This window comes from Luteibacter yeojuensis, from assembly GCF_011742875.1.
Lineage (GTDB): Bacteria > Pseudomonadota > Gammaproteobacteria > Xanthomonadales > Rhodanobacteraceae > Luteibacter > Luteibacter yeojuensis.
In genome coordinates, this window is record NZ_JAAQTL010000001.1 from 669,777 (window position 1) to 694,177 (window position 24,401).

Annotated in this window: 19 protein-coding genes; 8 read left to right on the forward strand and 11 right to left on the reverse strand. The window is 67.4% G+C overall.

Features of this window, described 5'->3' with window-relative positions:
- Nucleotides 1–76: 76 nt before the first annotated feature.
- The gene (locus HBF32_RS03125) at nt 77–1,246 is read right to left on the reverse strand and encodes a cation:proton antiporter (RefSeq protein WP_166698167.1); all 1,170 of its coding nucleotides are present in this window, start codon (nt 1,244–1,246) and stop codon (nt 77–79) included.
- A gap of 48 nt (nt 1,247–1,294) precedes the next feature.
- Entirely contained in the window at nt 1,295–2,755 is a 1,461-nt protein-coding gene (locus tag HBF32_RS03130; protein WP_166698168.1) for an MFS transporter, read from the reverse strand.
- A 93-nt stretch (nt 2,756–2,848) separates the two neighbouring features.
- On the opposite strand from HBF32_RS03130, the gene ligA reads away from it, so the two are divergent.
- From ligA to gloA2, 3 genes are read left to right on the forward strand one after another with little or no spacing between them, the layout of a single operon-like run.
- Nucleotides 2,849–5,239: an NAD-dependent DNA ligase LigA gene (gene ligA / locus HBF32_RS03135; RefSeq protein WP_166698169.1), complete on the forward strand. Its 2,391-nt coding sequence runs from the start codon at nt 2,849–2,851 to the stop codon at nt 5,237–5,239.
- On the forward strand, nt 5,236–6,186 hold the full coding sequence (epmA, locus tag HBF32_RS03140; RefSeq protein WP_166698170.1) for an EF-P lysine aminoacylase EpmA: 951 nt from the start codon (nt 5,236–5,238) through the stop codon (nt 6,184–6,186). The genes ligA and epmA overlap by 4 nt, the downstream gene beginning before the upstream one ends.
- A 5-nt stretch (nt 6,187–6,191) precedes the next feature.
- Nucleotides 6,192–6,575 (forward strand): SMU1112c/YaeR family gloxylase I-like metalloprotein, encoded by a 384-nt coding sequence (gloA2, locus tag HBF32_RS03145; RefSeq protein ID WP_166700410.1) that lies wholly within the window; start codon nt 6,192–6,194, stop codon nt 6,573–6,575.
- A gap of 95 nt (nt 6,576–6,670) precedes the next feature.
- Here the strand turns inward: gloA2 and HBF32_RS03150 are convergent, their stop codons facing one another.
- Together HBF32_RS03150 and sbcB are read right to left on the reverse strand one after the other, a co-directional pair.
- Nucleotides 6,671–7,357 carry a DUF2461 domain-containing protein gene (locus HBF32_RS03150; RefSeq protein ID WP_166698171.1) on the reverse strand — a complete coding sequence of 229 codons (687 nt, stop codon included), beginning with the start codon at nt 7,355–7,357 and terminating at the stop codon, nt 6,671–6,673.
- Between the two features lie 10 nt (nt 7,358–7,367).
- The gene (sbcB, locus tag HBF32_RS03155; RefSeq protein WP_166698172.1) at nt 7,368–8,792 is read right to left on the reverse strand and encodes an exodeoxyribonuclease I; all 1,425 of its coding nucleotides are present in this window, start codon (nt 8,790–8,792) and stop codon (nt 7,368–7,370) included.
- Between the two features lie 193 nt (nt 8,793–8,985).
- On the opposite strand from sbcB, the gene orn reads away from it, so the two are divergent.
- The 4 genes from orn to HBF32_RS03170 all read left to right on the forward strand — a co-directional run bounded on the left by orn (nt 8,986) and on the right by HBF32_RS03170 (nt 12,994).
- Nucleotides 8,986–9,549, forward strand: coding sequence for an oligoribonuclease (gene orn / locus HBF32_RS19115; protein ID WP_193570320.1), 564 nt, complete (start codon nt 8,986–8,988; stop codon nt 9,547–9,549).
- Entirely contained in the window at nt 9,546–10,451 is a 906-nt protein-coding gene (folP, locus tag HBF32_RS03160; RefSeq protein ID WP_338039727.1) for a dihydropteroate synthase, read from the forward strand. The genes orn and folP overlap by 4 nt, the downstream gene beginning before the upstream one ends.
- A 178-nt stretch (nt 10,452–10,629) precedes the next feature.
- Entirely contained in the window at nt 10,630–12,033 is a 1,404-nt protein-coding gene (gene glmM / locus HBF32_RS03165) for a phosphoglucosamine mutase (protein ID WP_166698174.1), read from the forward strand.
- Nucleotides 12,034–12,058: 25 nt separating this feature from the next.
- Complete coding sequence (locus HBF32_RS03170; RefSeq protein WP_166698175.1) at nt 12,059–12,994, forward strand: isopenicillin N synthase family dioxygenase; 936 nt, start codon at nt 12,059–12,061, stop codon at nt 12,992–12,994.
- Between the two features lie 305 nt (nt 12,995–13,299).
- Here HBF32_RS03170 and HBF32_RS03175 read toward each other — a convergent pair whose 3' ends face one another.
- The 5 genes from HBF32_RS03175 to HBF32_RS03195 all read right to left on the reverse strand — a co-directional run bounded on the left by HBF32_RS03175 (nt 13,300) and on the right by HBF32_RS03195 (nt 19,183).
- A complete protein-coding gene (locus HBF32_RS03175; protein ID WP_166700411.1) occupies nt 13,300–14,196 on the reverse strand; it encodes a DMT family transporter in 897 nt (298 codons plus the stop codon).
- 171 nt (nt 14,197–14,367) lie between these two features.
- Nucleotides 14,368–16,518 (reverse strand): AsmA family protein, encoded by a 2,151-nt coding sequence (locus HBF32_RS03180; RefSeq protein WP_166698176.1) that lies wholly within the window; start codon nt 16,516–16,518, stop codon nt 14,368–14,370.
- 180 nt (nt 16,519–16,698) lie between these two features.
- Complete coding sequence (locus HBF32_RS03185; protein ID WP_166698177.1) at nt 16,699–17,448, reverse strand: siderophore-interacting protein; 750 nt, start codon at nt 17,446–17,448, stop codon at nt 16,699–16,701.
- A complete protein-coding gene (locus HBF32_RS03190; RefSeq protein WP_166698178.1) occupies nt 17,445–18,047 on the reverse strand; it encodes a PadR family transcriptional regulator in 603 nt (200 codons plus the stop codon). Before HBF32_RS03190 ends, HBF32_RS03185 begins: the two co-directional genes overlap by 4 nt.
- A gap of 164 nt (nt 18,048–18,211) precedes the next feature.
- Nucleotides 18,212–19,183: a thioredoxin family protein gene (locus tag HBF32_RS03195; protein WP_166698179.1), complete on the reverse strand. Its 972-nt coding sequence runs from the start codon at nt 19,181–19,183 to the stop codon at nt 18,212–18,214.
- A gap of 117 nt (nt 19,184–19,300) precedes the next feature.
- Between HBF32_RS03195 and HBF32_RS03200 the strand changes: the two genes are divergently transcribed.
- Nucleotides 19,301–20,818, forward strand: a complete 1,518-nt coding sequence (locus HBF32_RS03200) for a fumarate hydratase (RefSeq protein ID WP_166698180.1) — start codon at nt 19,301–19,303, stop codon at nt 20,816–20,818.
- Nucleotides 20,819–20,872: 54 nt separating this feature from the next.
- Here the strand turns inward: HBF32_RS03200 and HBF32_RS03205 are convergent, their stop codons facing one another.
- Together HBF32_RS03205 and HBF32_RS03210 are read right to left on the reverse strand one after the other, a co-directional pair.
- Nucleotides 20,873–21,916 carry an acetate/propionate family kinase gene (locus HBF32_RS03205; protein ID WP_166698181.1) on the reverse strand — a complete coding sequence of 348 codons (1,044 nt, stop codon included), beginning with the start codon at nt 21,914–21,916 and terminating at the stop codon, nt 20,873–20,875.
- On the reverse strand, nt 21,913–24,279 hold the full coding sequence (locus HBF32_RS03210) for a phosphoketolase family protein (protein ID WP_166698182.1): 2,367 nt from the start codon (nt 24,277–24,279) through the stop codon (nt 21,913–21,915). Before HBF32_RS03210 ends, HBF32_RS03205 begins: the two co-directional genes overlap by 4 nt.
- Between the last annotated feature and the right edge of the window lie 122 nt (nt 24,280–24,401).

Genomic DNA, 24,401 nt, shown 5'->3' on the forward strand with positions numbered 1-24,401 from the left:
GAAGCCCACGGAGCAGTGAAGCGGTGACGTGGATCTCCCTCGCCGCCATGGCGGCTCCTACAGATAACGCACGGTTCTATCGCTTTTCGCGCAGCAGTAGTGCGAGAACCGGCGGCGTGACCATCGCCGTGAGCAGCGACATCGCCACGATCACTGCATAAATGCGCTCGTCGAACACCCCGGCGGCAAGACCCAGGGCGGCGATCACCACGCCCACCTCGCCGCGCGGGACCATGCCGAAGCCGACGATGGTGGCGCCACGCCGGCCTAGCTTGATGGCGCCGAGGAAACCGCCGGCCAGTTTGGAAACGATGGCGATGACGGTAACCACGGCCAGCATGCCCAGCGCGCTCGCGCTGCCCAGTTCCGCCAGGTTTACCTTGGCACCGGTGACGACGAAGAAGAACGGCGTGAGGAAGGCGAGCAGGGGCGCGGTCTGTTCTTCGAGCTGGTGCCGCTGGCTCGTTTCGGAGGCGATCATGCCGGCGAGGAAGGCACCGATGATCGCGGCCAGGTGGAATTTCATCGAGAGGTAGGCGAGGCCCAGGCACAGCGCCAGCACGATCGCCAGCGACGACATCGGGTTGCTGGGCTTGTCCAGCCAGCTCGAGCCGCGACGCATCACCCGCGTGCCGCCCCATCCGATGACGGCGACGAAGCCGACGGCGCCGAGCAGCGTCATGAGGAGGCTGCCGACGTTCACGGCACCGCCGCCCTGCAGGGAGGACACGATACCGAGCAGGAGCATGGCGAGGATATCGTCGATCACCGCCGCGCCGAGGATGATGCGCGCCTCGCGCCGCTGCAACACGCCCAGTTCCTGGAGCACCCGGGCGGTGATGCCCGCCGAGGTCGCGACGAACGCGGCGGCCACGAACATGGACTTGATCCAGTCGAAACCCGAGCCGTGCGCCCAGACCGCGCCGAGGCCGAACGGCACCAGCACGCCGAGGACGCCGACGAGGAAAGCGCTGGCGCCCACCTTTTTCAGGTCGTCCAGCCGGGTTTCCAGGCCCACGGAGAAGAGCAGCAGGATCACGCCGATCTCGGCCAGCACGTCCAGCGGCGTGCCGACGGCGATATCCGGCACGCCCACCCAGCCCAGTGCCGAGGGACCGATGGCGCAGCCCGCGGCGATCTCGCCGACGACCGAGGGCAGGCGCAGCCGTTGCGCGATTTCGCCACCGATCTGCGCGGCGACGAAGATGATGAAGAGGGTCAGCAGAATGCCGCCGGATTCGTGCATGGGATCGATCCCGATCGTGCCGCGAAGGAAGGCGCGGTGTCCTTGGAGTTATACCGTGGCGGGGCGCGTCTCGCGCAACCTGCCGAAAATCCAGCTGCCGGCGAGGGTGACCATGCCCAGCACGATCACGGACCAGCGGAAGGCCCACACATAGCCTTCGGCGCTGCGCGAACCGAGGAAGCCGGCCATCAGCAGCGAGGCCAGGGCGATGCCGAAGCTCATCGACAGGTACTGGGCGGTGGAGGCCATCGACGAGGCCATGGAAGCATGCTTCACGTCGAGTTCCACGTAGGCCAGGGTGTTCATCGACGTATATTGCAGCGACATCACCGCGCCATAGACGTAGACGAAGCCGGCGATCAGCCAGGGCGGCGTTTGCGGGGAAAGCAGCGAGAACGAGCAGAGCACGACCGAGACGGCGATGGTGTTGCCGAGCAGCAGCCTGCGGTAGCCGAAGTGCGTGAGCAGGCGGTCGATGAAGGGCTTCACCGAGATCGAGCCGATGGCCTGCGGCACCATCATCATGCCCGCCGCCAGCGGCGACCAGCCGCAACCGATCTGCAGGAACAGCACCAGCAGCAGGTACATGCCCGACACGCCGAGGCGGGTGAACAGGTTGCCGGCCAGCGACACCCATACACTGCGTACCTTGAGCAGCGAGAGGTCGGTCACGGGATGGTCCGTGCGGCGGCTGTGCCGCACGTAGAGCACGGCGAGCACCAGCGCGCCCAGCGCATAGCCGGTGACGGCCGCCGCATGCCCCTTGCCGCCGATGGTCTCCGCGGCCATCAGGCAGAGCGCCGAGGCGCCGGCGAAGAGCATGAAGCCGAAGGTGTCGAAGCGGTGCGCGCGGTCGAGCCGGTAATCCGGCATCTCCCGGCGATTCAGCAGCAGCCCGAGGATGCCCACGGGCACGTTGATGAGGAAAATCAGCCGCCAGCTGGTGAATTCCACCAACGCGCCGCCGACCAGCGGGCCGAATACCGAGCCGAGCAGACCGAAGGTGGCGACCGTGGTCATCGACTTGACGAACTCCTGGCGATCGATGCTGCGCACGAGCACGTAGCGCCCCACCGGCATGAGGGCGGCGCCGCCGAGACCCTGGACGATCCGCGCCATCACCAGCTGCGGCAGCGTCTGGGCCACGCCGCACAGGAGCGAGCCCAGCGAGAACACGAGGATGGCGCCGCCGAAGACCCGGCGCGTGCCGAAGCGGTCGCAGAGCCAGGGACTCATGGGAATGAAGACGGCCAGGGTCAGCACGTAGCAGGTGAGGGCCGTGCGCATGCTGAGCGGCGTGACCCGCAGCGCGCCCGCGATGGCGGGCACGGCCGTGTTGACGATCGTCGAATCCAGCGCCTGCATGAAGAAAGCCGCCGCGACGAGCCAGATCAGACCGCGATAGCGCACCCTGCTGGAGGGCTGCGCCGGTGCGAGGGCGGGGCGATCGGCCGGGATGGCGGAGACGTCGGTGGTATCGGGACGGGTGCTGACGTCTTCGAGGGGCATGGCCTGGAGATTATAATGGATGTTGCTTTTGCCGCGGCTTCGGCCGAGAGTTCGGGGTCGCGTCGGTCGAACGCACCATCACGGACCCTGCACATGCCCAAAGCCACCGCCCCCGTCGAAGCCGTCGAGCGCGCACAGGCCCTGCGTCGCCAGATCGAGGACGCGAACTACCGCTACCACGTGCTCGACGACCCGGACATCGCGGACGCCGAGTATGACCGGCTCATGCGGGAACTGGAGGCATTGGAGGCGGAGTATACGGAGCTCGCCGGCGACGACTCGCCCACGCGCCGCGTGGGAGCCCGCGCAAGCGGCGGTTTTGCCGAGGTCGTCCATGCCGTGCCCATGCTTTCGCTGGGCAACGCTTTCGAGCAGGAAGGCGACACCGATCGTGAGAAATATCGGGAAGTGGCGGATTTCGAGCGCCGCATCGAGCAAACCCTCGGCCGCCGGCAACCGGTGTTCTCGGTGGAACCGAAGCTCGACGGCCTGGCCATCAGCCTGCGCTATGAGGACGGCGTATTCGTGCAGGGCGCCACGCGCGGCGACGGCGCGGTGGGCGAGGACGTCACGGCCAACCTGCGCACGGTGCGGGCGATCCCGTTGCGCCTGCGCGGCGAGGGCTGGCCCCGCGTCCTCGAAGTGCGCGGGGAGGTCATCATGCCGCGCGCCGCCTTCGAGGCCTTCAACGAGCGTGCGCGCGCCGCGGGCGAGAGGACGCTCGCCAACCCGCGCAACGGCGCGGCGGGGTCGCTGCGCCAGCTGGATCCGGCGGTGACCGCGAAGCGGCCGCTGGGGTTCTTCGCCTACGCGGTGGGCCGGGTCGAGGACGGCGAATTGCCGGAGACGCATTCCGCCACGCTGGGGAAACTGCGCGAATGGGGTTTCCCGGTGTCGCCCGAGGTGTCCACCGCGAAAGGGTTCGAAGGCCTGATCGCGTACTTCCGTCGCATCGGCGAGAAACGCGACAGCTTGCCTTACGACATCGACGGTGTCGTCTACAAGCTCGACGATTACGAAGGCCAGGAGGAAATGGGCTTCGTCTCGCGCGCACCGCGCTGGGCCATCGCGCACAAGTACCCCGCGCAGGAACAGATGACCACGGTCGAGGACATCGAGATCCAGATCGGCCGCACCGGTGCCGCGACGCCGGTGGCGCGGCTCGCCGCGGTGCAGGTCGGCGGCGTCACCGTCACCAATGCCACGCTGCACAACGCCGACCAGATCGCACGCCTCGACGTGCGCGTGGGCGACACCGTGATCGTGCGCCGTGCCGGCGACGTCATTCCCGAAGTGGCCCGCGTGGTGATGGAACGACGCCCGGCGGGTACCGTTCCGTGGAAGATGCCGGACACCTGTCCGGTATGCGGCTCGGAACTGCTGCGCGAGGAAGGCGCGGCGGCCTATCGTTGCTCCGGCGGCCTCATCTGCGGTGCGCAGCGCAAGGAGGCCCTGATCCACTTCGCCTCCCGCCGCGCGATGGATATCGACGGCCTGGGCGAGCGCTTCGTCGACGCCCTGGTCGAGTTCGACATGGTGCACACGCCGGCCGACCTCTACGCGCTCACCGTCGACAGTTTCGTGCGCATGAAGACGCTGGCCGACGAGCGCGACGGCTCCACGCCGGAAACGGTGAGGCAGGGCAAGGTCGCCACGAAGTGGGCCGAGAACCTCGTGGCCTCCATCGAGGCCAGCAAGAAGAGCACGCTGCCGCGCTTCCTCTTCGCGCTGGGCATCATGCACATCGGCGAGAGCACGGCGAAGACGCTGGCGACGTGGCTGGGATCGCTCGCCGTCGTGCGGCGCACGCCGGCGCCGGTGCTGCGCGTGCTGCCGGACATCGGCGACGAGGTGGCGACGTCGATCGCCGCGTTCTTCGGGCAGGAAGGCAACGAGAAGGTCGTCGACGCGTTGCTCGAGGCGGGCATCACGTTCGCCGACGAGGGCGCGCCGTCGCCGAAGCTGCGCGACCGCCTCGGCCTCGACGTGTTGCTCGAGGCGGCGAAGGTACCCAAGCTCGGGCCGAAGAACGTGGCCCTGCTTGCGAAGACCTATACGAGCGTGCAGGACCTGGTGGCCGCGGGCGAACACAACTGGATCATCGCCGGCGTGCCTGCCGCTGCCGCCGCGAACCTGTGGGCGTTCGTCAGCGATCCGACGAACTACCGCAAGCTGACCAACGACTTCCTGGACATGGCCTGGCTGCTCGGCCAGCTGCCCGCCAGGGCCGCGACGACATTGCCGCTGGAAGGGCACACCTATGTCATCACCGGTACGATGGAGACGCTGAAGCGCGACGACGCCACCGAGCGGCTCGAGTCGCTGGGTGCGAAGGTCGCAGGGTCGGTTTCCAGGAAAACCACCGGCGTGTTCGCCGGCGAAGCCGCCGGGTCCAAGCTGGACAAGGCGAAGGAACTCGGCGTGCCGGTCTACACGGAAGCCGATCTCCTGGCGTTGCTGACCGGGCACGGAGCCGCGCCATGAGGCATATCGGGCAACTGCGCCTGCGCGCCGCCACCTATGCACGGATACGCAGCTTCTTCGCGGCCCGCGAGGTGCTGGAGGTGGAGACGCCGATCCTTTCCGCGGCGGGCAATACCGACCCCAACATCCAGAGCTTCGCCACGCGCTTCGGCGGCCACGTGGATGCGGGCGCGCGCGAACGGTGGATGCGCACCTCGCCCGAGTTCCCCATGAAGCGCCTGCTCGCGGCAGGTGTGGGCGACTGTTACGAACTGGGCCGCGTGTTCCGCGACGGCGAGGCCGGCGGCCGGCACAATCCCGAATTCACCATGCTCGAGTGGTATCGCGTGGGCTGGGACGAGGCGAAGCTCGCCCGCGAGGTGATCGACCTGCTCGAGACGCTGCTGCTGGAGGCGGGCCGCACGTTCGACGTCGTGGAAACGACCTATCGCGGCCTGTTCCACGACACGCTGGGCGTCGATCCGCTCACCGATCCGCTCGACCGCCTCAAGGCGCCCCTGGCCGACATCGGCATCGATCCGGAGGGCCTGGAGCGCGACGACTGGCTCGACCTGCTGATGACCCACCGGATCCAGCCGGGCTTCCCGCGCGACCGCGTCACCGTGGTGTTCGATTACCCGGCAAGCCAGTGCGCGCTCGCGCGCATACGCGAGGACGACCCGCCGGTGGCGAAGCGTTTCGAGGCCTATGTCGGTCCCTACGAACTCGCCAACGGCTACCACGAACTCAACGACGCGGCCGAGCAGCGCCGCCGCTTCGAGCGCGACAACGCGAAGCGTCGCGAACGCGGCGTGGCGGAGATGCCGATCGACGAAAACCTGCTGGCGGTGCTGGGCGACATGCCGGATTGCGCGGGCGTCGCGCTCGGCGTCGAACGCCTGCTGATGGTGCTGTCGCGTACCGATGCGATCGCCGACGTCCTGGCGTTCCCGTTTTCGGAGGCGTGAGCGCGATGCTGGAAGCCATCCACCATGTGGCGCTGATCTGCTCGGACTATGCGCGCTCGAAGGCGTTCTACACGGAGGTGCTGGGTCTGAAGGTGGTCCACGAGGCGTACCGCGAGTCGCGCGATTCGTGGAAGCTGGATCTCGAGGTGAGCCCGGGCGTGCAGCTCGAACTGTTCTCGTTTCCGGCGCCGCCGAAGCGGCCGTCGCGTCCGGAAGCGCAGGGACTTCGGCACCTCGCGTTTTCGGTAAGCGACATCGACGCCACGGTGGCGACGCTGGCGGCGCGCGGCGTGACCTGCGAGCCCATCCGCACCGACGAATACACCGGCCGCCGCTTCACCTTCTTCGCCGACCCCGACGACCTGCCGATCGAACTTTACGAACGGTGAGGGGGCCGTCTCGCCGCTATAGCGGCTCCTACAGGAACCGCTACGCTGTAGGAGCCGCCATAGCGGCGAGCAAGCCCCCGACACCGCCCGATAGCTCAGAACTCCAGCTCCTGCGCCGCACACAGGTAATCCACCATCGGCGCAAGACGCTTGAAGTTGTCCACCACGAACGGCAGCAGCTCCGACGAACACGCCATCGCCTCGTCGAAATCCTGCCCGGCGGCGAAGTTCTTCCGCTTCAGGTCCTCGATCAGTTCGTGTTTCGCATCGAACCCGCGCGGCGGACGCGACAGGCTCTCGCCCCAGAAAGTGAAGCGCTCCACGAACGCCTTCGAATGCGTCGCCCGCTTCCAGGCGCCCGGGTTGTCGGCCAGGAACTCGCGCAGCTTCTTCAACACCGGCGGATCCGGATGCCACATGCCGCCGCCGACGAAACATTCGCCGGGCTGGATGTGCAGGTAGAAGCCCGGCGCCTGGATCTCGTGGCGCCGTTCGTGGAAGAAGCGCGAGCCCTGCCAGCCCTTGTACGGCTGCTTGTCGTTCGCGAAGCGCGTGTCGCGGTGGATGCGGTACAGCGATCCGCCCACCTTGCGCGGATCGGCGCGGAAATGCGGACTGATCTTCTGCAACGGCGCTGCAAGGTCGCCGATGAGCGCGAGGAACGGCTCGCGCACGTGGCGCTCGTAGTCGTCCTTGTGCGCCTGGAACCATTCGCGGTTGTTGTTGCGAACCAGCGACTTGAAGAAGCGGAAGGTGGCGGGCGTGAAATAGGTCTGGGGCATGGTCGGATGGTCAGTGCAGTTCGCGGCCCCACGCCTCCAGCGCGTCGAGCAGGGCGAGGGGGGCGCCGGGCAAGGCGCGCAGGGCGGCGAGTTCGGTGGCGTAATCGTCGAGGGTGAGCGTGGTCAGCGGGCCGTGGCGGGTGAGGCGATCGACGCGGAACGCCTCCCACCGCGCCTGTTCTTCCAGGCTGAGGGTCTGTGGCCAGTTCCGGGCACGGTAGCGGAACAGCAGTTCCGGATAGCGCGGATCGCGGAACGGAAACGCGCGCGTGCCCAGCTGCTCGGGCGGCGTGGCGCGCACGTCGGCCAGGAGGCGGCGATCGGCATCCGGCAGGAAGCCCCCGTAGAGCGCAAGCTCGGGATCCTCGGCCGGCGGCAGGTCGCCCGCCAGCGCATACACACTGCGCAGCTTCTCGGCGAGGCCGCTGGCGTTGCGCAGCGCACCCAGGTGCCGTTCCACCGCGTCCATGTCCAGCCCCAGCCGCCCGAGGTCCGCGTTCTTCAGGACGGAGAGGGGAGCCAGCGCGGGCGCATGGTTCGCGCGGACGGTACGCAGGGCGATCCGCTCCACGCCTTCGGGCAGGTCGGCGCGCGAGGTGAAGACGCGGTCGGCCACGTCTCCCTCGTCGAGCGCGAGGAGGTCGGCCGGGTCCGCGGCCAGGTCGTATACGATCACCTCGCCCTGCCGCGAAGGATGCGCGGCGAGTGGAACGACGACGGCAAGGCAATGCCGGCTGGCCGGGTAGCGTGACGAGACATGCACGACGGGTGTCATCGCCGCCACGTCCAGCAGCTCGAACACGCGTTGCTTGCGGCGCAGGGCGAAATACCAGTCCCACAACTTCGGCTGCTTCGCGCGGATGAGCCGGGCCAGGCCGATCAATGCCTCCACGTCGGACAGCGCGTCGTGGGCGCGGTCCTGTTTCAGGCCGTTCGCCGTGGCCAGGTGTTCCAGCTTGAAGCTGGGTGTGCCGTCCTCGCGGGTAGGCCAGACGATGCCCTCCGGCCGCAGCGCCTGGCACATGCGCACCAGGTCGATGAGGTCCCAGCGTGAATTGCCGTTCTCCCACTCGCGCCCATACGGGTCATAGAAATTGCGGTACAGCAGGTGGCGCGTGAATTCGTCGTCGAAGCGGAGCGAGTTGTAACCGACCGTGCAGGTCCCGGGCAGCGCGATCTGCTCGTGGATCGCGGCGGCGAAATCGGCCTCTTTCAGCCCCTCGCGCTCGGCCAGCTGGGGAGGGATGCCGGTGACCAGGCAGGCGGCCGGCTGGGGCGGCATGTCCCTCGGCGGCTTGCAGTAGATCATGAGCGGCTCGCCGACCACCTCGAGGTTGGCATCGGTGCGGATGCCGGCGAACTGGCTGGGGCGGTCTCGCCGCGGATCGGCGCCGAAGGTTTCGTAGTCGTGCCAGAAGAAGGTCGGTTCGGCCATCGGGGCATCTTCTCACGGGATCTCGACATTTGGAGCACCTGCGCTTTGTGGGAGCCGCTTCAGCGGGCGATGGGTGCTCGCAGAAAGCTTGCCCGCTGCCGCGGGATCGCCGGCGGAGCCGGCTCCCACAAACGACGGTTGCTCCTACAGGTACGTCTGGCGGGTTAGACTTCCGTTACAGAAGGGAGCGCCCATGACCGCAGCGAACGAAGACAACCTCATCTGGATCGACCTGGAAATGACCGGTCTGGATACCGACAACGATTCCATCCTCGAAATCGCGACCATTGTGACGGACAAGGAACTGAACGTACTCGCCGAGGGACCGGTCTTCGCCATCTCGCATGCCGACGTCCGGCTGCAGCAGATGGACGCATGGAATCGCAACCAGCACATGCGCTCGGGCCTTTGGGGCCGTGCCGTGGAGTCGGACACTTCGCCCGAGCAGGCCGAGGAGGCCACCATCGCCTTCCTCCGCGAGTGGGTGCCCGCGGGCAAGTCGCCGATGTGCGGCAACTCCATCTGCCAGGACCGTCGCTTCATGCACCGCGAGATGCCGCGGCTGGAACGCTATTTCCACTACCGCAACCTCGACGTCTCGACGCTGAAGGAGCTCTCGCGGCGCTGGTCGCCCGAGGTCGCGCGCGGTTTCGCGAAGGATTCGGCGCATACCGCGCTGTCCGATATCCGCGATTCCATCGACGAGCTGCGCTACTACCGTCGCTTCATGGGAGCGCTGGGCGGCACGCAGCCGTGAACGTCGATCCCTTCGCCACCGTCCTCGACTGCAATGGCCGCGCGCTCTCCCTCGATCGGCCGCGCGTGGTCGGCATCGTCAATGCCACGCCCGATTCCTTCTCCGATGGCGGCAGGCATGCCTCGCCCGAGGCGGCTTATGCCCATGCGATGAGGTTGGCGGAAGAGGGGGCGGACATGCTCGACGTGGGCGGCGAGTCCACGCGCCCAGGGGCGGCAGAGGTCTCCGCCGAGGAAGAAATCCGCCGCATCGTGCCGCTGATCGAGCGGCTGGCCGCCGCAACGACCCTGCCGATCTCGGTCGACACCTCCAAGCCCGAGGTCATGCGCGCCGCTGTCGGCGCGGGCGCGGGCATGATCAACGACGTCTATGCACTACGCCGCGAGGGCGCACTCGACGCCGCCGCCGAACTGCGGGTGCCGGTGTGCCTCGTGCACATGCAGGGCGAGCCGCGGACGATGCAGGAAGCGCCGGACTACGGCGACGTGGTCGGCGATGTCCACCGCTTCCTCACCGACCGCCTGTTCGCCTGCGAGCTGGCCGGCATCGACCGGCGCAGGGTGCTGGTCGATCCGGGCTTCGGCTTCGGCAAGACCCTCGAACACAACCTGGCCTTGCTGCGCGCCACGGCGCGCTTCGCGGAACTGGGCGCGGGCGCGTACGTGGGCGTGTCGCGCAAGGCGATGATCGCGGCGATCACCGGCCGCCAGGACCATGCCGCCCGCGTCCACGGTTCCGTGGCCGCGGCCCTCATCGCCGTGCAGCGCGGCGCGCTGATGGTCCGCGTGCACGACGTGGCCCCCACGGTGGACGCCCTTGCGGTATGGGCCGCCGTGAAGGCTGGCGACACCACCCCCCGCCACGACAAGCCGGCCATGCCGCGCTGGCCCGACGACGATTGACCGCACCGTTGTAGGAGCCGCTATAGCGGCGAGACGCCAACGAAGCGACGAAGCAGTGAGGCAGGATCCCTCGCCGCTATAGCGGCTCCTACAGCCAATAGGCTAGCGCATCGGGCATATCCGGCCCATTCACCGCGCCGGAGTATCATCTGCCCACTCCGGAAGGAACGATAAGACCATGAGCGAACGCAAGTATTTCGGCACCGATGGCATCCGTGGCCATGTCGGGACCTACCCGATCAGTGCCGATTTCATCCTCCGCCTTGGCCGCGCCGCCGGTGCCGTCCTGGCGCGGCGGCGTGCGGCCGACCTGCGCGGCCCGGGCGCCGGCCCGGATCGCCGCGACCACGGCCGCAAGGTCACCGTGGTGATCGGCAAGGACACCCGGGTTTCCGGCTACATGTTCGAATCCGCGCTGGAAGCCGGTCTGGTGGCCTCCGGGGCGAACGTGCGCCTGCTCGGCCCGATGCCCACGCCGGGCGTGGCCTACCTCACGCGCTCGCTGCGCGCGGACGCCGGCATCGTCATCAGCGCCTCGCACAATCCCCACCAGGACAACGGCATCAAGTTCTTTTCCAGCCTGGGCGAGAAGCTCGACGACGACCTCGAAGCCGAGATCGAGGCCGAGCTGGACGCCGACTTCGCCACCGTGGCGTCCGAGTCGCTTGGCAAGGCCAGCCGCGTGGACGACGCCGTGACCCGCTATGCCGAGTTCTGCAAATCCACCGTGGCGGACGATTTCTCGATCGCGGGCATGCGCCTCGTGCTGGACTGCGCTCATGGCGCCACCTACCAGGTCGCGCCGAAAGTCTTCCGCGACCTTGGGGCCGAGGTATCGACCATCGGCACCGAGCCGGACGGCCTCAACATCAACCGCGGCGTCGGTTCGACGGACCCGGAGGCGCTCGCGCGTGCCGTCGTCGAGCGCGGCGCGGACCTCGGCATCGCCTTCGACGGCGACGGCGACCGCGTGCGCCTCGTCGACCGCGACGGCACGGTCACCGACGGCGACGACATGCTTTACGTGATCGCGCGGCACTGGAAGAAACGGGCGTCGCTGCCCGGCCCGGTGGTCGGCACGCTGATGAGCAACTACGGCCTCCAGCGCGCGCTGAAGCAGCTGGACATCCCGTTCGTGCGTGCCAATGTCGGCGACCGCTATGTGCTGCAGCAGCTGAAGGAATATGGCGGCGTGCTCGGCGGCGAGACCTCCGGCCACGTGCTCTGCCTGGACCGCTTCACCACGGGCGACGGCATCGTGGCCGCGCTGGCCCTGCTCGAGGTGCTCGCCGATTCCGGCGAGAGCTTCGCCGAGGCCCGTGCCGGGCTGGTCAAGCTGCCGCAGACGATGGTGAACGTGCGCGTCGAAGGCGCCAAGGCGGCGTTGGGCACGGACGCCGTGCGCCAGGCGCTGGCCGACGTGGAAGCCACGCTCGAGGGGCGCGGCCGCGTGGTGCTGCGCGCGTCGGGCACGGAGCCGCTGGTGCGCGTCACCATCGAGGCCGCCGACGCCGTCGAGGTGGAGCGGCTGGCGGGGCGGCTGGCGGACGCCGTAAAATCGGCGGCCCAGGCCGCGGCCTGAGAACGCCCCCTCGCCCGAGATCGCAATGAAGAAGGTTCCAACCCTCGATATCCGCCGTTATGAGACCGATCGCGACGCCTTCGTGGCCGAGCTGGGCGCCGCGTACCGTGAATTCGGTTTCTGCGGCATCAGCGGCCACGGCATCCCGAAGGAGGCCATCGACGGCGCCTACGACGCGTTCCAGCGCTTCTTCGCACTGCCGGACGAGGTGAAGCGCAAGTACCACATTCCCGGTGGCGGCGGCGCGCGCGGCTATACGCCGTTCAAGGTGGAGACGGCGAAGGACAGCAAGTTCGCCGACCTGAAGGAGTTCTGGCACATCGGCCGCGAGATCCCGCGCGACTCGAAGTTCGCCGACGTGATGCCGCCGAACGTGTGGCCCACGGAAGTGCCCGGCTTCAAGGAGCACGGCTACGGCATCTACGAGGCGCTGGACCAGCTCGGTGCCCGCGTCCTGCGCGCGCTGGCCCTGCACATCGGCCTGCCGGAACATTTCTTCGACGACAAGATCGATTCCGGCAATTCCATCCTGCGTCCGATCCACTACCCGCCGATCGAACAGGCCGACGTGCCGAACGTGCGCGCCGGCGCGCACGAGGACATCAACTTCATCACGCTGCTCGTGGGTGCCAGCGCCGCGGGCCTCGAAGTCCTCACGCGCGAGGGCGAATGGCTGCCCATCACCACCGAGGGCGACGCCATCGTGGTGAACATCGGCGACATGCTGCAGCGCCTGACCAACCACGTGTATCCGTCCACCACGCATCGCGTCACGAATCCGCAGGACGCGAACGCACGCAAGCCGCGCTACTCGGTGCCGTTCTTCCTGCACCCGAATCCGGATGTGGTACTCGACGTGCTGCCGTCCTGCGTCACCCCGGACAACCCGAAGCGTTATCCCGAGCCGATCACCGCGCACGAGTACCTTCAGGAACGTCTGCGCGAAATCAAGCTGATCTGACAACACGTTTGCAGGTTTTTCACCGGGAGGGTCGGACCATCGACCCTCCCGGTTCCGTTTCCGGAGTCACCCGTGATATCTCCACGCCCGCCTTCGCGAGCCAAGCGTTCGTCGCCCCGAAACAAGCCCGCCGGCCGCTCGGCAGCCCAACGCGCCCGCCGTGCCCGCACCATGCGCGCCCGCGGCAGGGCCTGAACCCTTCTTGTGGGAGCCGCTATAGCGGCGAGAAGCCAACGAAGCGATGAAGCGGCTAGGCCAGTTTCTCTCGCCGCTATAGCGGCTCCTACAGGTCGGGGTCACCAAGCTCACGGTGCGACGAGGTCGGCAGGCTCTGCTTTTTCCCCACGATGCAGCCACGGATGCGCGAACACGGCGATCAGGATGATCGCCACGCCCGCATAGAACGCCCAGCCCAGTTCGCGCTGCTCGCCCAGCAGCGGGATGGCCAGCACGATCGCATACACGGGCTCCAGGTTCGTCACCATCTGCGTCGCGAAGGCCGAGAGGTGGCGCAAGGCCGCGAGGGCGAGGGCGAACGGCAGCAGCGTACAGCCATAGGCGAGCACCAGGAGCAGCGTGCCGTCGCGCGGGCCAGGCAGGACGAACGCGGGCGAGGCGAAGAGCGGGGCGAGCGCGGTGAGGAACAGCGTGCCGGTGCCCAGCTCCACGCAGGTGACCGTGAGCGCATTCGAGCGATGGATGAGCCGCTTGTTGAACGCGCTGAAGAAGGCGACGAACAGCGCCGAAAGCACGCCCACGGCAAGGCCGATCCGCATGTCGCCGGGCAGTCCGCCCGCCACCAGCGCCACGCCGGGCACGACGGCCGCGCCGATCATCAACTCGCGCGGATCGAACCGGCGCCCCGCGACCCACGGCTCCACCACGGCCAGGAAAACGGGGCACAGGGCGATGCACGTCGCGGCGACCGATGCGTTGGCGAGCTTGATCGCGCCATAGAAGGTGAGCCAGTGCAGTGCCACGATCACGCCGATGCCCGCGTAGGAGAGCAGCAGCCGGGGTGGCATCGCACGCAGTCCGCGCCAGACGCGGGGCACGCAAAGAAGGGTGGCGGACACCAGGAGCATGCGCCACCACACCAGCGGCAAGGCGGGCAGGGCGATCAGCTTCCCGAGGATGGCGGTGAATCCCCAGAGCAGGACGCAGAAGTGGATCTGTAGGTGGGCTTTGCGGGAAGGCGACATGCCGCGCAGCTTGCCCGAAGCCACGCGGCTTTTGTAGCGCGCGCCGCCTTCATACCTTTGCTCCCGGCTTCGGCGCGCGACCGCTGTAGGAGCCGCTATAGCGGCGAGGGCATTCTTGCCACGCCCTCGCAAGTTTTCCTCGCCGCTGTAGCGGCTCCTACAGAGGGGGCGTCAGTTCTTCCGGGTTTTCCCGGCCGGCGGGGCCTTTGGCGGGTTTTTCCGCAGGTCGTCCAGCAAGGGCTTGCACTGGGTCGCGTCGGCCTTGCCGCTTTCCGGCACGGCCAGCGGGGCGAGGGCCGCGAGGGGTGCGGCGAACACCGCCAGGGCCACCGCGCCGCCGCCGCGCAGGATCAGCGGGCCCGCATGCACGCCTACCGAGGGGTTCTTCATGGTCCCGTGCACGTAGAGCGGCGAGCGCAGCGAGAACAGGCGGAAGCCCTTGGTGTGCGGCACGATGTCGAGGTTGAGCTTCTCGTTGCGGAAATCGATATCGCCGCTGACATTGATCAGCGCCTTCTCCGTATCGAAGGCGAAGAGTCGCGACTCCATGACGCCGTTGGTGGTCACCAGGTCGGCGGCCATGCAGTTGATCTTCACCACCTCGTCGCCGAACAGCTTGTTCACCGCGTAGCTGCCCACGTTGAGGCCGGCCAGTTCCAGCAGCGAGCTGCTGATCGCGCCATCGTTGATGAGGAGCTTCACCTCGCCGTTGGAACTTCCCAGGAGCGCGGCGGGCGAATTGCCGGTGGCGGTGAGCGAGGCATCGCCATTGAGTTCGCCGAAGCTGGTCTGCATGGGCTCGAAGGTGGGGAACAGCTCCTTCAGCTTCATGTGGCGCGCGCCCATGTTGAAGCCGCCCTTCATCGGCGAGACCGAACCGTCCAGGCGGATATTGCTGCCGACCGTACCCCCCGCCACGCCGAACTTCAGCGGGTCGAGCGTCAGCACGCCGTCCTTCATGATCAGATGGGTGGACAGGTTGTCGATCGGCAGGCGTTCGCCGTGGACGATCTTGACGCCGGTAAAGTGTACGTCGGCGTCCATGGCCTTCCAGCGGTCGGTCTTGAACGGCTCGACGGGCAGCACCTTGTCCGCCGGCTGGCGGGTCGCGTCGCCGCGCTCCGCCTTCTCCGCGTTCGACCCGCCGCCCACGAGCGGGGCCAGGTCGCTGAAGAGCAACTGGTTGGATTTGAGGGTGCCGGTGAGGCTGGGCCGCTCGCCGTGGGTGTCGAAGACCAGGCTGCCGCCGAGATCGCTGCCGCCCACGCGGCCGGTGAAGTTCTCGTAGGTGTAGACGCTCGCGCCCTTCTTCAGGTTCGCCTTGAGATGCCCTTCGGTCGCGAAGGGCGGCGTGTCCGGCAGGGTGATGCCGGTGAGGTCGTAGAGGTGCGACATGCTCGTGCCGGAGAACCACAGGCGCACGTCCAGCGCGCCCATGTCGAGCGGGTCCGTAAGCGTGCCGACGAAAGCGATATGCGTGTCGCCGAAGCGTGCGTCGGCCTGCACGGGGAAGGGGCGATCGGCATCGCGCAGGGCCAGCACGCCCCCCGTGCGGGCCTTGGCCGAGACGGTGGATTTCTTGTACGTGCCCTTGGCATCCCAGGCGAAGTAATAAACCTGCTTCTGCCTGGTCTCGTCGCGCCGGTCCTTCTCGCCGGCGTCGCTCCTGGCCAGCGTCTTCGCGCTGGCGCCGGTGGTCTTCTTCGCCTGCGCGCGTGCGTCCTTTTCCTGCTGCGCCATGATCTCGTCGAAGGGGATGCCCTTGCCGAGCGGCGTCACGTCGATGCCCATGACGATCTGGTTCGTGGCGTCGGCGAAATCGATGTGCCCCTTGTCGAACGCGATGGCATTGAGTTCGAGCTGCCATTCGGAGGGGCCGGTGCTTTCCGGCAGCTTGAACGTCCAGGTGTCGTCGCCGTTCTTCTGTCGCTGCAAGGCGATATGCGGCCGGCCGAGGCGGATCTCCGGCACCACGATCCGGTGCGCGATGAGCGGGAAGGGCGACAGCCGGAACGCGATGGTGTCGAGCGTGGCGAAATGCTTGTCCTTCGCCCAGTCCGGGTTGGCGACGGTGATATCGCGCGCGGTGAAGTGCGGCCACGGCATGAGGCCGGCGAGACCGCTTTCGCCGGGCTCGCGGGACCACTGCGCGGACAGGTCGCCATGGATGGCGAAAGGCCTTCCGATGGCTTCCGAGACCTTTTCGTTGATGGTGGGCTTCAGCCGGTTCCAGTCGAAGAAGGCGATGAACAGCACCACCGCGACGATCAGCAGGAGCAGAATGCCGAGGACCCAAGCCAGTATTTTCCTGCCGCGCCGCATCGTGCCGCCTCCCGATCCAGATACGTGCCTAGGGGTAACCCGGTAGGTGCCAAAGTTATGTGTTTGTCCAACGGGCGGCATTAAGGAACGTGCAACTTGCGTGTAGGAGCCGCTATAGCGGCGAGGAAACCTTGCGACACGATTGCACGACTGCTCTCGCCGCTGTCGCGGCTCCTGCAATCAAGCCTGCCAGTAGCCGGTGGCCTTGACCCAATCCTTGTCCACGCCGCGCTGTTCGACCAGCAGCGAACGCAGCGTGCGCGCGCGTTTCGACTCCACCGCCACCCACCAGAACGTGTCGCCTGCGGGAATCGGCATCGACGCCACCGTTTCGTCGAGGCTCGGCGACGCACCCGGCACGAACCAGCGGACGTCGCGTTTCAACACCTGGCGCTCGGCGTCGGATGCGATCTCCACCAGCACCGTGGCCTTCGTCTCCGCCGGCATCTCTTCCAGCCAGCGTCCGATGGCGGGCAGGGCGGTGGCGTCGCCCACGAGCACGTAATGGTCGTAATCGCCGGGCACGATCATCGACCCTCGCGGTCCGCCGACCCCCAGCATGTCGCCGACCTTCGCGTTCTCGGCCCAGGTCGAGGCCGGACCTTCCCCGTGCACGACGAAATCGATGTCCAGTTCGCCGAGTGCGGCGTCGTAACGGCGCGGCGTGTAATCGCGCGAAGGCGAAGGTTCCACGCCCTCGGGATATACGGGGCCTTCCGGACCGAAGACGGGAAGGTTCAACGCGCCGCCTTCCACGGGGAAGAACAGCTTCACGTGGTCGTCGGGTGCGGCGGAAACGAAACCCTCGAGGTCCGCGCCGGTCAGGGTCACGCGCAGCATGTGCGGCGCGATCCGCCGCACATGGGAAACCGTCAGCCTGCGCATCTTCAGCGTGTGGCGCACGCGCACGATCGCATGGCGCTCGCTCATCCCTGGCGCTCCCCGACCGCGCGGGCCGTGGCTTCGATCAGCGTCGCGACGCGCCGGACTTCGGCATCGTCCCAACCCTTGTGATGGTTCATGAGCTGGTGCTTCAGCGCGTGCATGGCTTCGCGGATGGGATTGGGCACGCTCATGCGGCGCATGTGCCGGGACATCACCTGCAGGCGCTCGGTGAGCGCCTCGAGGCTGTGGCGGTTTTCGTCGAGGAAGGCCCGGCCGGCGTCGGTGATGGCGTAGAGCTTCTTGCCGCCGGTCTCGGCCTCAACACGGGCGTAGCCCAGTTCCTCCAGCATGGTGAGGGTGGGGTAGATGGCCCCCGGGCTGGGGCTGTACTGGCCGTCGAACATTTCCTCGATGGTGCGGATCAGTTCGTAGCCGTGGCGCGGCTGTTCTTCGATCAAGGCCAGGAGCAGCAGGCGCAGGTCGCCGCTGCCGAACATCCGGCCGCCGAAACGACCGCCGCCGCGGCCACCCCGCATGCCTTCGCGGTCGTCGAAGCCGAACGGACCGCCGCCGAAGCGGCCGCCGCGGCCCATGGCCTGCATGTGTTCGTGGAAGCGGTGACGGGCGTGGTGGAAGAAGTGCATGGGTGCTCTCCGATATATCGTACGTAGTGGTCGTACGATATATCTTAAGAAACACTCTTACAAGCCCGGGCTCGTTCGTTGTAGGAGCCGCTATAGCGGCGAGGGGAATCTTGCGAACTGTCGCGAGGTGTCCTCGCCGCTATAGCGGCTCCTACAGGTGCGGGTTATCCGAAGGTGAAGGTGAAGGCGTGGAAGTTGGCCTTCGGCACGCGGATGGTCAGCACGTGGTCCTTGTAATCCTGTCCGCTGTACAGCGTGTAGAGCATCGACTTCTGTACCGTCACGGGCGCCTGCGGCTTGCCGTCGAGCAGCACCTCCACCGTCACCGGGTCGTTGGCGCTGGCCACCATGTGCACCTTCTTCGCCTTGAAATGCAGGCGGATCTCGCCGGTGGGGCCCACCAGGCTCGCATTCTGGCGGCCGATCTCCCAGCGGCCCACGAGGGCGAAGCGGTTGAGGTCGAGACGGGACGGGGCGGCGAAATCGCGGGTACCCGAGCGGTCGCCTCCCGGGCTGGCGTTGTTCTGGCTGCGGTCGCTGCCGAAGTACATCTCGGGCGAACCCAACTGGTTGAAGTCCGGGGCGTCCTTGTCCGCCATCGCGCCGGCGTCCGTCAGCCGCGGCAGGCCCAGCAGGGTGCGGATCGCGTTCTCCATCTCCATGTAGTTGCCCTCGCCGAAATGGTGGGCGATGACGTTGCCGCGCTGGTCCACCAGGTATTCCGCCGGCCAGTACCGGTTGCTCCAGGCGTCCCACGTGGCCAGGTCGTTGTCCTGGGCCACCGGGTAATGGATGCCGTAGCGGGCGATGGCGTCGCGGACGTTGCCTTCCTGCTTCTCGAACGGGAATTCCGGCGAATGCACGCCGACCACCACCAGGCCCTTGTCCTTGTACTGGTCGTACCAGCGGGTGACGTGGGGCAGGGTGCGCAGGCAGTTGATGCAGGAATAGGCCCAGAAATCGATCAGGACGACCTTGCCGCGCAGCTCGCGCATGGTGAGCGGCTTGGAGTTCTGCCAGGCGGCGATGCCGGCGAACTCCGGCGCGGTCTGGGCGGCGGCGGCCGGGCGCGCCAGGCCCAGCGCCGAAACGGCGAGGACGCAGGCGAGGAGGACGTTGCGGAACGGGTGGCGCATGGAAACTCCGTGTTCTCGGGGGTGCCGGAAGAAGACCGGTCCTTGCTACGACACCTTACACGGGCCCGGTGCGCTAAAATTGGCGTTTGCCAGCCTCACGAGCCAGCCGTAAGCGCCATGACCTCGATCAAGCAGGACGACCTCATCACCAGCGTCGCCGACGCCCTCCAGTACATCTCGTACTACCACCCGGTGGACTACATCCGGAACCTCTCCGCCGCCTATGAGCGCGAGGAATCGCCGGCGGCGAAGGATGCGATCGCGCAGATCCTCATCAACTCGCGCATGTGCGCCGAGGGCCATCGGCCGATCTGCCAGGACACCGGCATCGTCACCGTCTTCCTCAAGGTCGGCATGAACGTGCGCTGGGACGATGCCACGATGGGCGTCGAGGACATGGTGAACGAGGGTGTGCGCCGCGCCTACAACCACCCCGACAACAAGCTGCGCGCCTCGGTGCTCGCCGATCCGGCGGGCAAGCGCATGAACACGCGCGACAACACGCCGGCCGTCGTCAACGTCTCCATCGTGCCGGGCGACAAGGTCGACGTCATCGTGGCCGCCAAGGGTGGCGGCTCGGAAGCGAAGTCGAAGTTCGCCATGCTCAACCCGTCCGACTCCATCGTGGACTGGGTGCTGAAGACCGTGCCGACCATGGGTGCCGGCTGGTGCCCGCCGGGCATGCTCGGCATCGGTATCGGCGGCACCGCCGAGAAGGCCATGCTGCTGGCGAAGGAAGCGCTGATGGAGCCGATCGACGTCGTCGACCTCATCGCGCGGGGGCCGTCCAACCGCGCGGAAGAGCTGCGCCTGGAACTGTACGAGAAGGTCAACGCGCTCGGCATCGGCGCGCAGGGTCTCGGCGGGCTCACCACCGTGCTCGACATCAAGGTCAAGGACTACCCGACGCACGCGGCCAACCTGCCGGTGGCGATGATCCCGAACTGCGCCGCCACGCGCCACGCGCATTTCGTGCTCGACGGTTCGGGTCCGGTCGCGCTCGATCCGCCGTCGCTGGAAGACTGGCCGAAGCTCACCTACGACGCCTCCAAGGGCCGCCGCGTGAACCTCGACACGATCACGCGCGAGGAAGTGCAGGGCTGGAAGCCGGGCGAGACCATCCTGCTCAACGGCAAGCTGCTCACCGGGCGTGACGCCGCGCACAAGCGCATGATCGACATGTTGAACCGCGGCGAGACGCTGCCGGTGGATTTCACCAACCGCTTCATCTACTACGTCGGCCCGGTGGACCCGGTGCGCGACGAGGTCGTCGGTCCCGCCGGCCCGACCACCGCCACGCGCATGGACAAGTTCACCCGGCAGATGCTGGAGTCCACCGGCCTGCTGGGCATGGTCGGCAAGTCCGAGCGCGGTCCCGCAGCGATCGAGGCCATCCGCGACAACAAGGCGGTATACCTCATGGCCGTGGGCGGCTCGGCGTACCTCGTGTCGAAGGCGATCAAGGCCTCGCGCGTGCTCGCGTTCGAAGACCTCGGCATGGAAGCGATCTACGAGTTCGAAGTGAAGGACATGCCGGTGACCGTGGCGGTCGACAGTGCCGGCACGTCGGTGCACGAGACGGGGCCGAAGGAGTGGCGCTCGAAGATCGGCAAGATTCCGGTGGTTGTCGTCTAAAGGCGCTCGCCGCTGTAGCGGCTCCTACAAGCTGCGAAATCCTTGTAGGAGCCGCTACAGCGGCGAGCCCTGCGAAGCGAGGCGCCAGGTATGCCTGGCAATCTGCGCGTCCTCTTCGGTGCGAATGACGCGCACATCGAACGCTCCCATCCAGCGCAGCCCGTCGGCGATCGCCTCGCGCATCGCCGCATCGTTCTCGCCGATGCCGCCGGTGAATACCAGCAGGTCGATGCCGCCGAGCGATGCGGCCATCGCCGCCACCTGCTTCCGCGCCGCGTGCGCGAACACGTCCAGCGCCAGGCGGGACGTCTCGTCCCCTCTTTCGTGCAGCGTGCGCATGTCGCTGGTCCCGCCCGACAGCCCCTTCAATCCGGACTCCCGGTCCACAAGCTTCTCCAGCCGTTCCGCGTCGTAACCGCGCTCGCGCATCAGGTACAGCAGGACGCCCGGGTCGAGATCCCCGGGACGCGTGCCCATGACGATGCCTCCGGTCGGCGTGAGCCCCATCGTCGTATCCACCGACTTGCCACGCCGCACCGCGCACAGGCTGGCGCCGTTGCCGAGGTGGGCGACGACGACGCGCTCCGGTATCGCATCGCCCAGCCGGCGCACGATGGACTCGTACGACAACCCATGGAAGCCGTAGCGCTCGATGCCGCCCTCGCGCAGGTCGGCCGGCAGGGGCAGGGTCTTCGCCACGACGGGAAGGGTCGCGTGGAAGGCCGTGTCGAAACACGCCACCTGCGGCACACCGGGAAACGCTTCCCGCGCACGCTTCACCATCGCTACCGCGACGGGCACGTGCAGCGGCGCGAAGGCTTTCGCTTCTTCGAGATGCGCCATCAGCCCCTCGTCGATCCGCGCATGCGCGCGGATGTTCGGGCCGCCATGGACGATGCGGTGACCGACGGCGTCGGGCATCGGCAGCGACCGGCCGCGCAGCGCGTCCCGGACCGTCGCGACAGGATCCGCCCCGGCACCCGCGGCCTCCGTCTGCGCGGTCAGCAATGCGTCGCACGCGTCGCCCTCGACGCGGTACAGCCCATACTTCAGCGACGACGAACCGGCGTTGAGCGCCAGGACGTGGCCCGTCGTCATGCGCGTTCCTCGGCCTTCCACTGCCAGTCGCGTACCTCGGGCAGGTCTTGTCCGTGCTCGCTCACGTACAGCTTATGCCGCTCGATGTCGGCCCAGTAACGTTGCGCGGCCTTCTCGCGCTCGCCCGCGAAGCGCGGAATACGGTTGATCGCGTCCAGCGCCAGCTGGAAACGGTCCATGTTGTTCAGCACCATCATGTCCAGCGCCGTCGTGGTGGTGCCTTCCTCCTTGTAGCCGCGCACGTGGATGTTGTCGTGGTTGCGGCGGCGGTAAGTCAGCTTGTGGACGATGCCGGGATACCCGTGGAAGGCGAAGATCACCGGACGGTCCTTGGTGAACAGGTCGTCGAAGCGGTCGTCGTCCATGCCGTGCGGATGCTCTTCCGGCGGCTCCAGCGTCATCAGGTCCACCACGTTGACGACGCGGATGCGGATGTCGGGCAGGTACTCGCGCAGGAGCATCACCGCCGCCAGCGTCTCCACCGTGGGCGCGTCGCCGGCGCAGGCCATCACCACGTCGGGATCGTCGCTCCCGCGGCCCGCCCATTCCCAGATGCCCGCGCCCGCCGTGCAGTGGCGCTCCGCGCTTTCCATATCCAGCCACTGCCAGTCCGGCTGCTTGCCGGCCACGATCACGTTCACGTAATGCCGGCTGCGCAGGCAGTGGTCGGCGACCGAGAGCAGGCAATTCGCATCCGGGGGCAGATAGATGCGCACGATCTCCGACTTCTTGTTGGCCACGTGGTCGATGAAGCCCGGATCCTGATGGGAGAAGCCGTTGTGATCCTGGTGCCACACATGGGAGCTCAGCAGGTAGTTGAGCGAGGCGATGGGTGGCCGCCAGGACATCTTCCTTGTCACTTTCAACCACTTGGCGTGCTGATTGAACATGGAGTCGATGATGTGGATGAAGGCTTCGTAGCAGGAAAAGAAGCCGTGACGGCCGGTGAGCAGGTAACCCTCCAGCCAGCCCTGGCACTGGTGCTCGCTCAGCACCTCCATCACACGGCCGGCCGGCGACAGGTTCTCGTCGACGGCTTCCATCCCGGCCAGCCAGGTCTTGCCGCTGGCCTCGTAGACGGCGTCGAGCCGGTTGGATGCCGTCTCGTCGGGGCCGAACAGGCGGAAGGTCTGCATGTTCTTCCGCATCACCTCGCGCAGGAAGCGTCCGAGCACGCGCGTCGCCTCGGCCTTGTGGTCGCCCGGGGTCTTCACTTCCTCCGCGAAATCGCGGTAATGCGGCATGTGCAGCGACTTCAGCAGCAGACCGCCGTTGGCGTGCGGGTTCATGCCCATGCGCCGCCGGCCCTTCGGCGCCAGCGATGCGAATTCCTCGCGGAAGCGGCCGTTCTCGTCGAACAGTTCCTCCGGGTCGTAGCTCTTCATCCAGCGCTCGAGGATCGCGAGGTGCTCGTCGTTCTCGAACTTCCCGATGGGCACCTGGTGCGAACGCCACGTGCCTTCCACCGGCTTGCCGTCGACTTCCTTCGGACCCGTCCATCCCTTGGGGCTGCGCAGCACGATCATCGGCCAGCGCGGACGCTTCGCGTTTTCCGCGCTGCCGGTGCGGGCCGCCTGCTGGATGCGCGCGATCTCGTCCAGGCAACGGTCGAGCGCCGCCGCGAAGGCCTGGTGCATCGGCTCGAATGCGTGGCCCTCGACGAAATGCGGCTCGTAACCGTAGCCGCGCATGAGGTCGCGCAGCTCTTCCGGCTCGATGCGGGCGAGCACGGTGGGGTTCGCGATCTTGTAGCCGTTGAGGTGAAGGATCGGCAGCACGGCGCCGTCGCGTTCCGGATTGAGGAACTTGTTCGAATGCCAGCTGGTGGCAAGCGCGCCGGTCTCCGCCTCGCCATCGCCGACGATGCAGGCGACGACAAGCTCGGGATTGTCGAAGGCCGCCCCGAACGCGTGCGAGAGCGAATAGCCGAGTTCGCCCCCTTCGTGGATGGAGCCTGGCGTTTCCGGCGCCACGTGGCTGGGAATGCCGTAAGGCCAGGAGAATTGCCGGAACAGCTCGCGCATGCCCGCGGCGCTGCGGTCGATATGCGGATAGACCTCGGTGTACGAGCCTTCGAGGTAGGTATGCGCGACGAGACCGGGTCCGCCATGGCCCGGACCGATCACGTAGATCATGTCGAGGTCGCGCTCGACGATCGCGCGATTCAGGTGGGTGTAGATGAAGTTCAGGCCCGTCGTCGTGCCCCAGTGGCCGAGCAGGCGGTGCTTGATGTCTTCCCTGCGCAGCGGCCTCTCGAGGAGGGGATTGTCGCGCAGGTAGATCTGCCCGACGGTGAGGTAGTTGGCCGCGCGCCAGTAGGCGTGCATGCGGCGCAGGAGATCGGGCGCGAGCGTCTCGGTCATGGGGGGCATCCAGGCGACGGGGTCGCCACCCAGCCTATGGCCCCGCGCATACGCCCGGCGTGAAAGAACCACGCGCCGTTTGTGGGAAGCGCGCTGGCGCGCCTCCCACGACGAGGGCGGCT

Coding starts and splice junctions, on each gene's coding strand:
- HBF32_RS03180 (WP_166698176.1), bottom strand. CDS start 16,518: ATGCGGCGCGGCAGGAAAATACTGGCTTGGGTCCTCGGCATTCTGCTC.
- ligA (WP_166698169.1), top strand. CDS start 2,849: ATGCCCAAAGCCACCGCCCCCGTCGAAGCCGTCGAGCGCGCACAGGCC.
- HBF32_RS03170 (WP_166698175.1), top strand. CDS start 12,059: ATGAAGAAGGTTCCAACCCTCGATATCCGCCGTTATGAGACCGATCGC.
- HBF32_RS03195 (WP_166698179.1), bottom strand. CDS start 19,183: ATGCGCCACCCGTTCCGCAACGTCCTCCTCGCCTGCGTCCTCGCCGTT.
- orn (WP_193570320.1), top strand. CDS start 8,986: ATGACCGCAGCGAACGAAGACAACCTCATCTGGATCGACCTGGAAATG.
- HBF32_RS03150 (WP_166698171.1), bottom strand. CDS start 7,357: ATGCCCCAGACCTATTTCACGCCCGCCACCTTCCGCTTCTTCAAGTCG.
- HBF32_RS03205 (WP_166698181.1), bottom strand. CDS start 21,916: ATGACGACGGGCCACGTCCTGGCGCTCAACGCCGGTTCGTCGTCGCTG.
- glmM (WP_166698174.1), top strand. CDS start 10,630: ATGAGCGAACGCAAGTATTTCGGCACCGATGGCATCCGTGGCCATGTC.
- sbcB (WP_166698172.1), bottom strand. CDS start 8,792: ATGGCCGAACCGACCTTCTTCTGGCACGACTACGAAACCTTCGGCGCC.
- HBF32_RS03190 (WP_166698178.1), bottom strand. CDS start 18,047: ATGCACTTCTTCCACCACGCCCGTCACCGCTTCCACGAACACATGCAG.
- HBF32_RS03210 (WP_166698182.1), bottom strand. CDS start 24,279: ATGACCGAGACGCTCGCGCCCGATCTCCTGCGCCGCATGCACGCCTAC.
- HBF32_RS03130 (WP_166698168.1), bottom strand. CDS start 2,755: ATGCCCCTCGAAGACGTCAGCACCCGTCCCGATACCACCGACGTCTCC.
- gloA2 (WP_166700410.1), top strand. CDS start 6,192: ATGCTGGAAGCCATCCACCATGTGGCGCTGATCTGCTCGGACTATGCG.
- HBF32_RS03175 (WP_166700411.1), bottom strand. CDS start 14,196: ATGTCGCCTTCCCGCAAAGCCCACCTACAGATCCACTTCTGCGTCCTG.
- HBF32_RS03185 (WP_166698177.1), bottom strand. CDS start 17,448: ATGAGCGAGCGCCATGCGATCGTGCGCGTGCGCCACACGCTGAAGATG.
- HBF32_RS03200 (WP_166698180.1), top strand. CDS start 19,301: ATGACCTCGATCAAGCAGGACGACCTCATCACCAGCGTCGCCGACGCC.
- epmA (WP_166698170.1), top strand. CDS start 5,236: ATGAGGCATATCGGGCAACTGCGCCTGCGCGCCGCCACCTATGCACGG.
- HBF32_RS03125 (WP_166698167.1), bottom strand. CDS start 1,246: ATGCACGAATCCGGCGGCATTCTGCTGACCCTCTTCATCATCTTCGTC.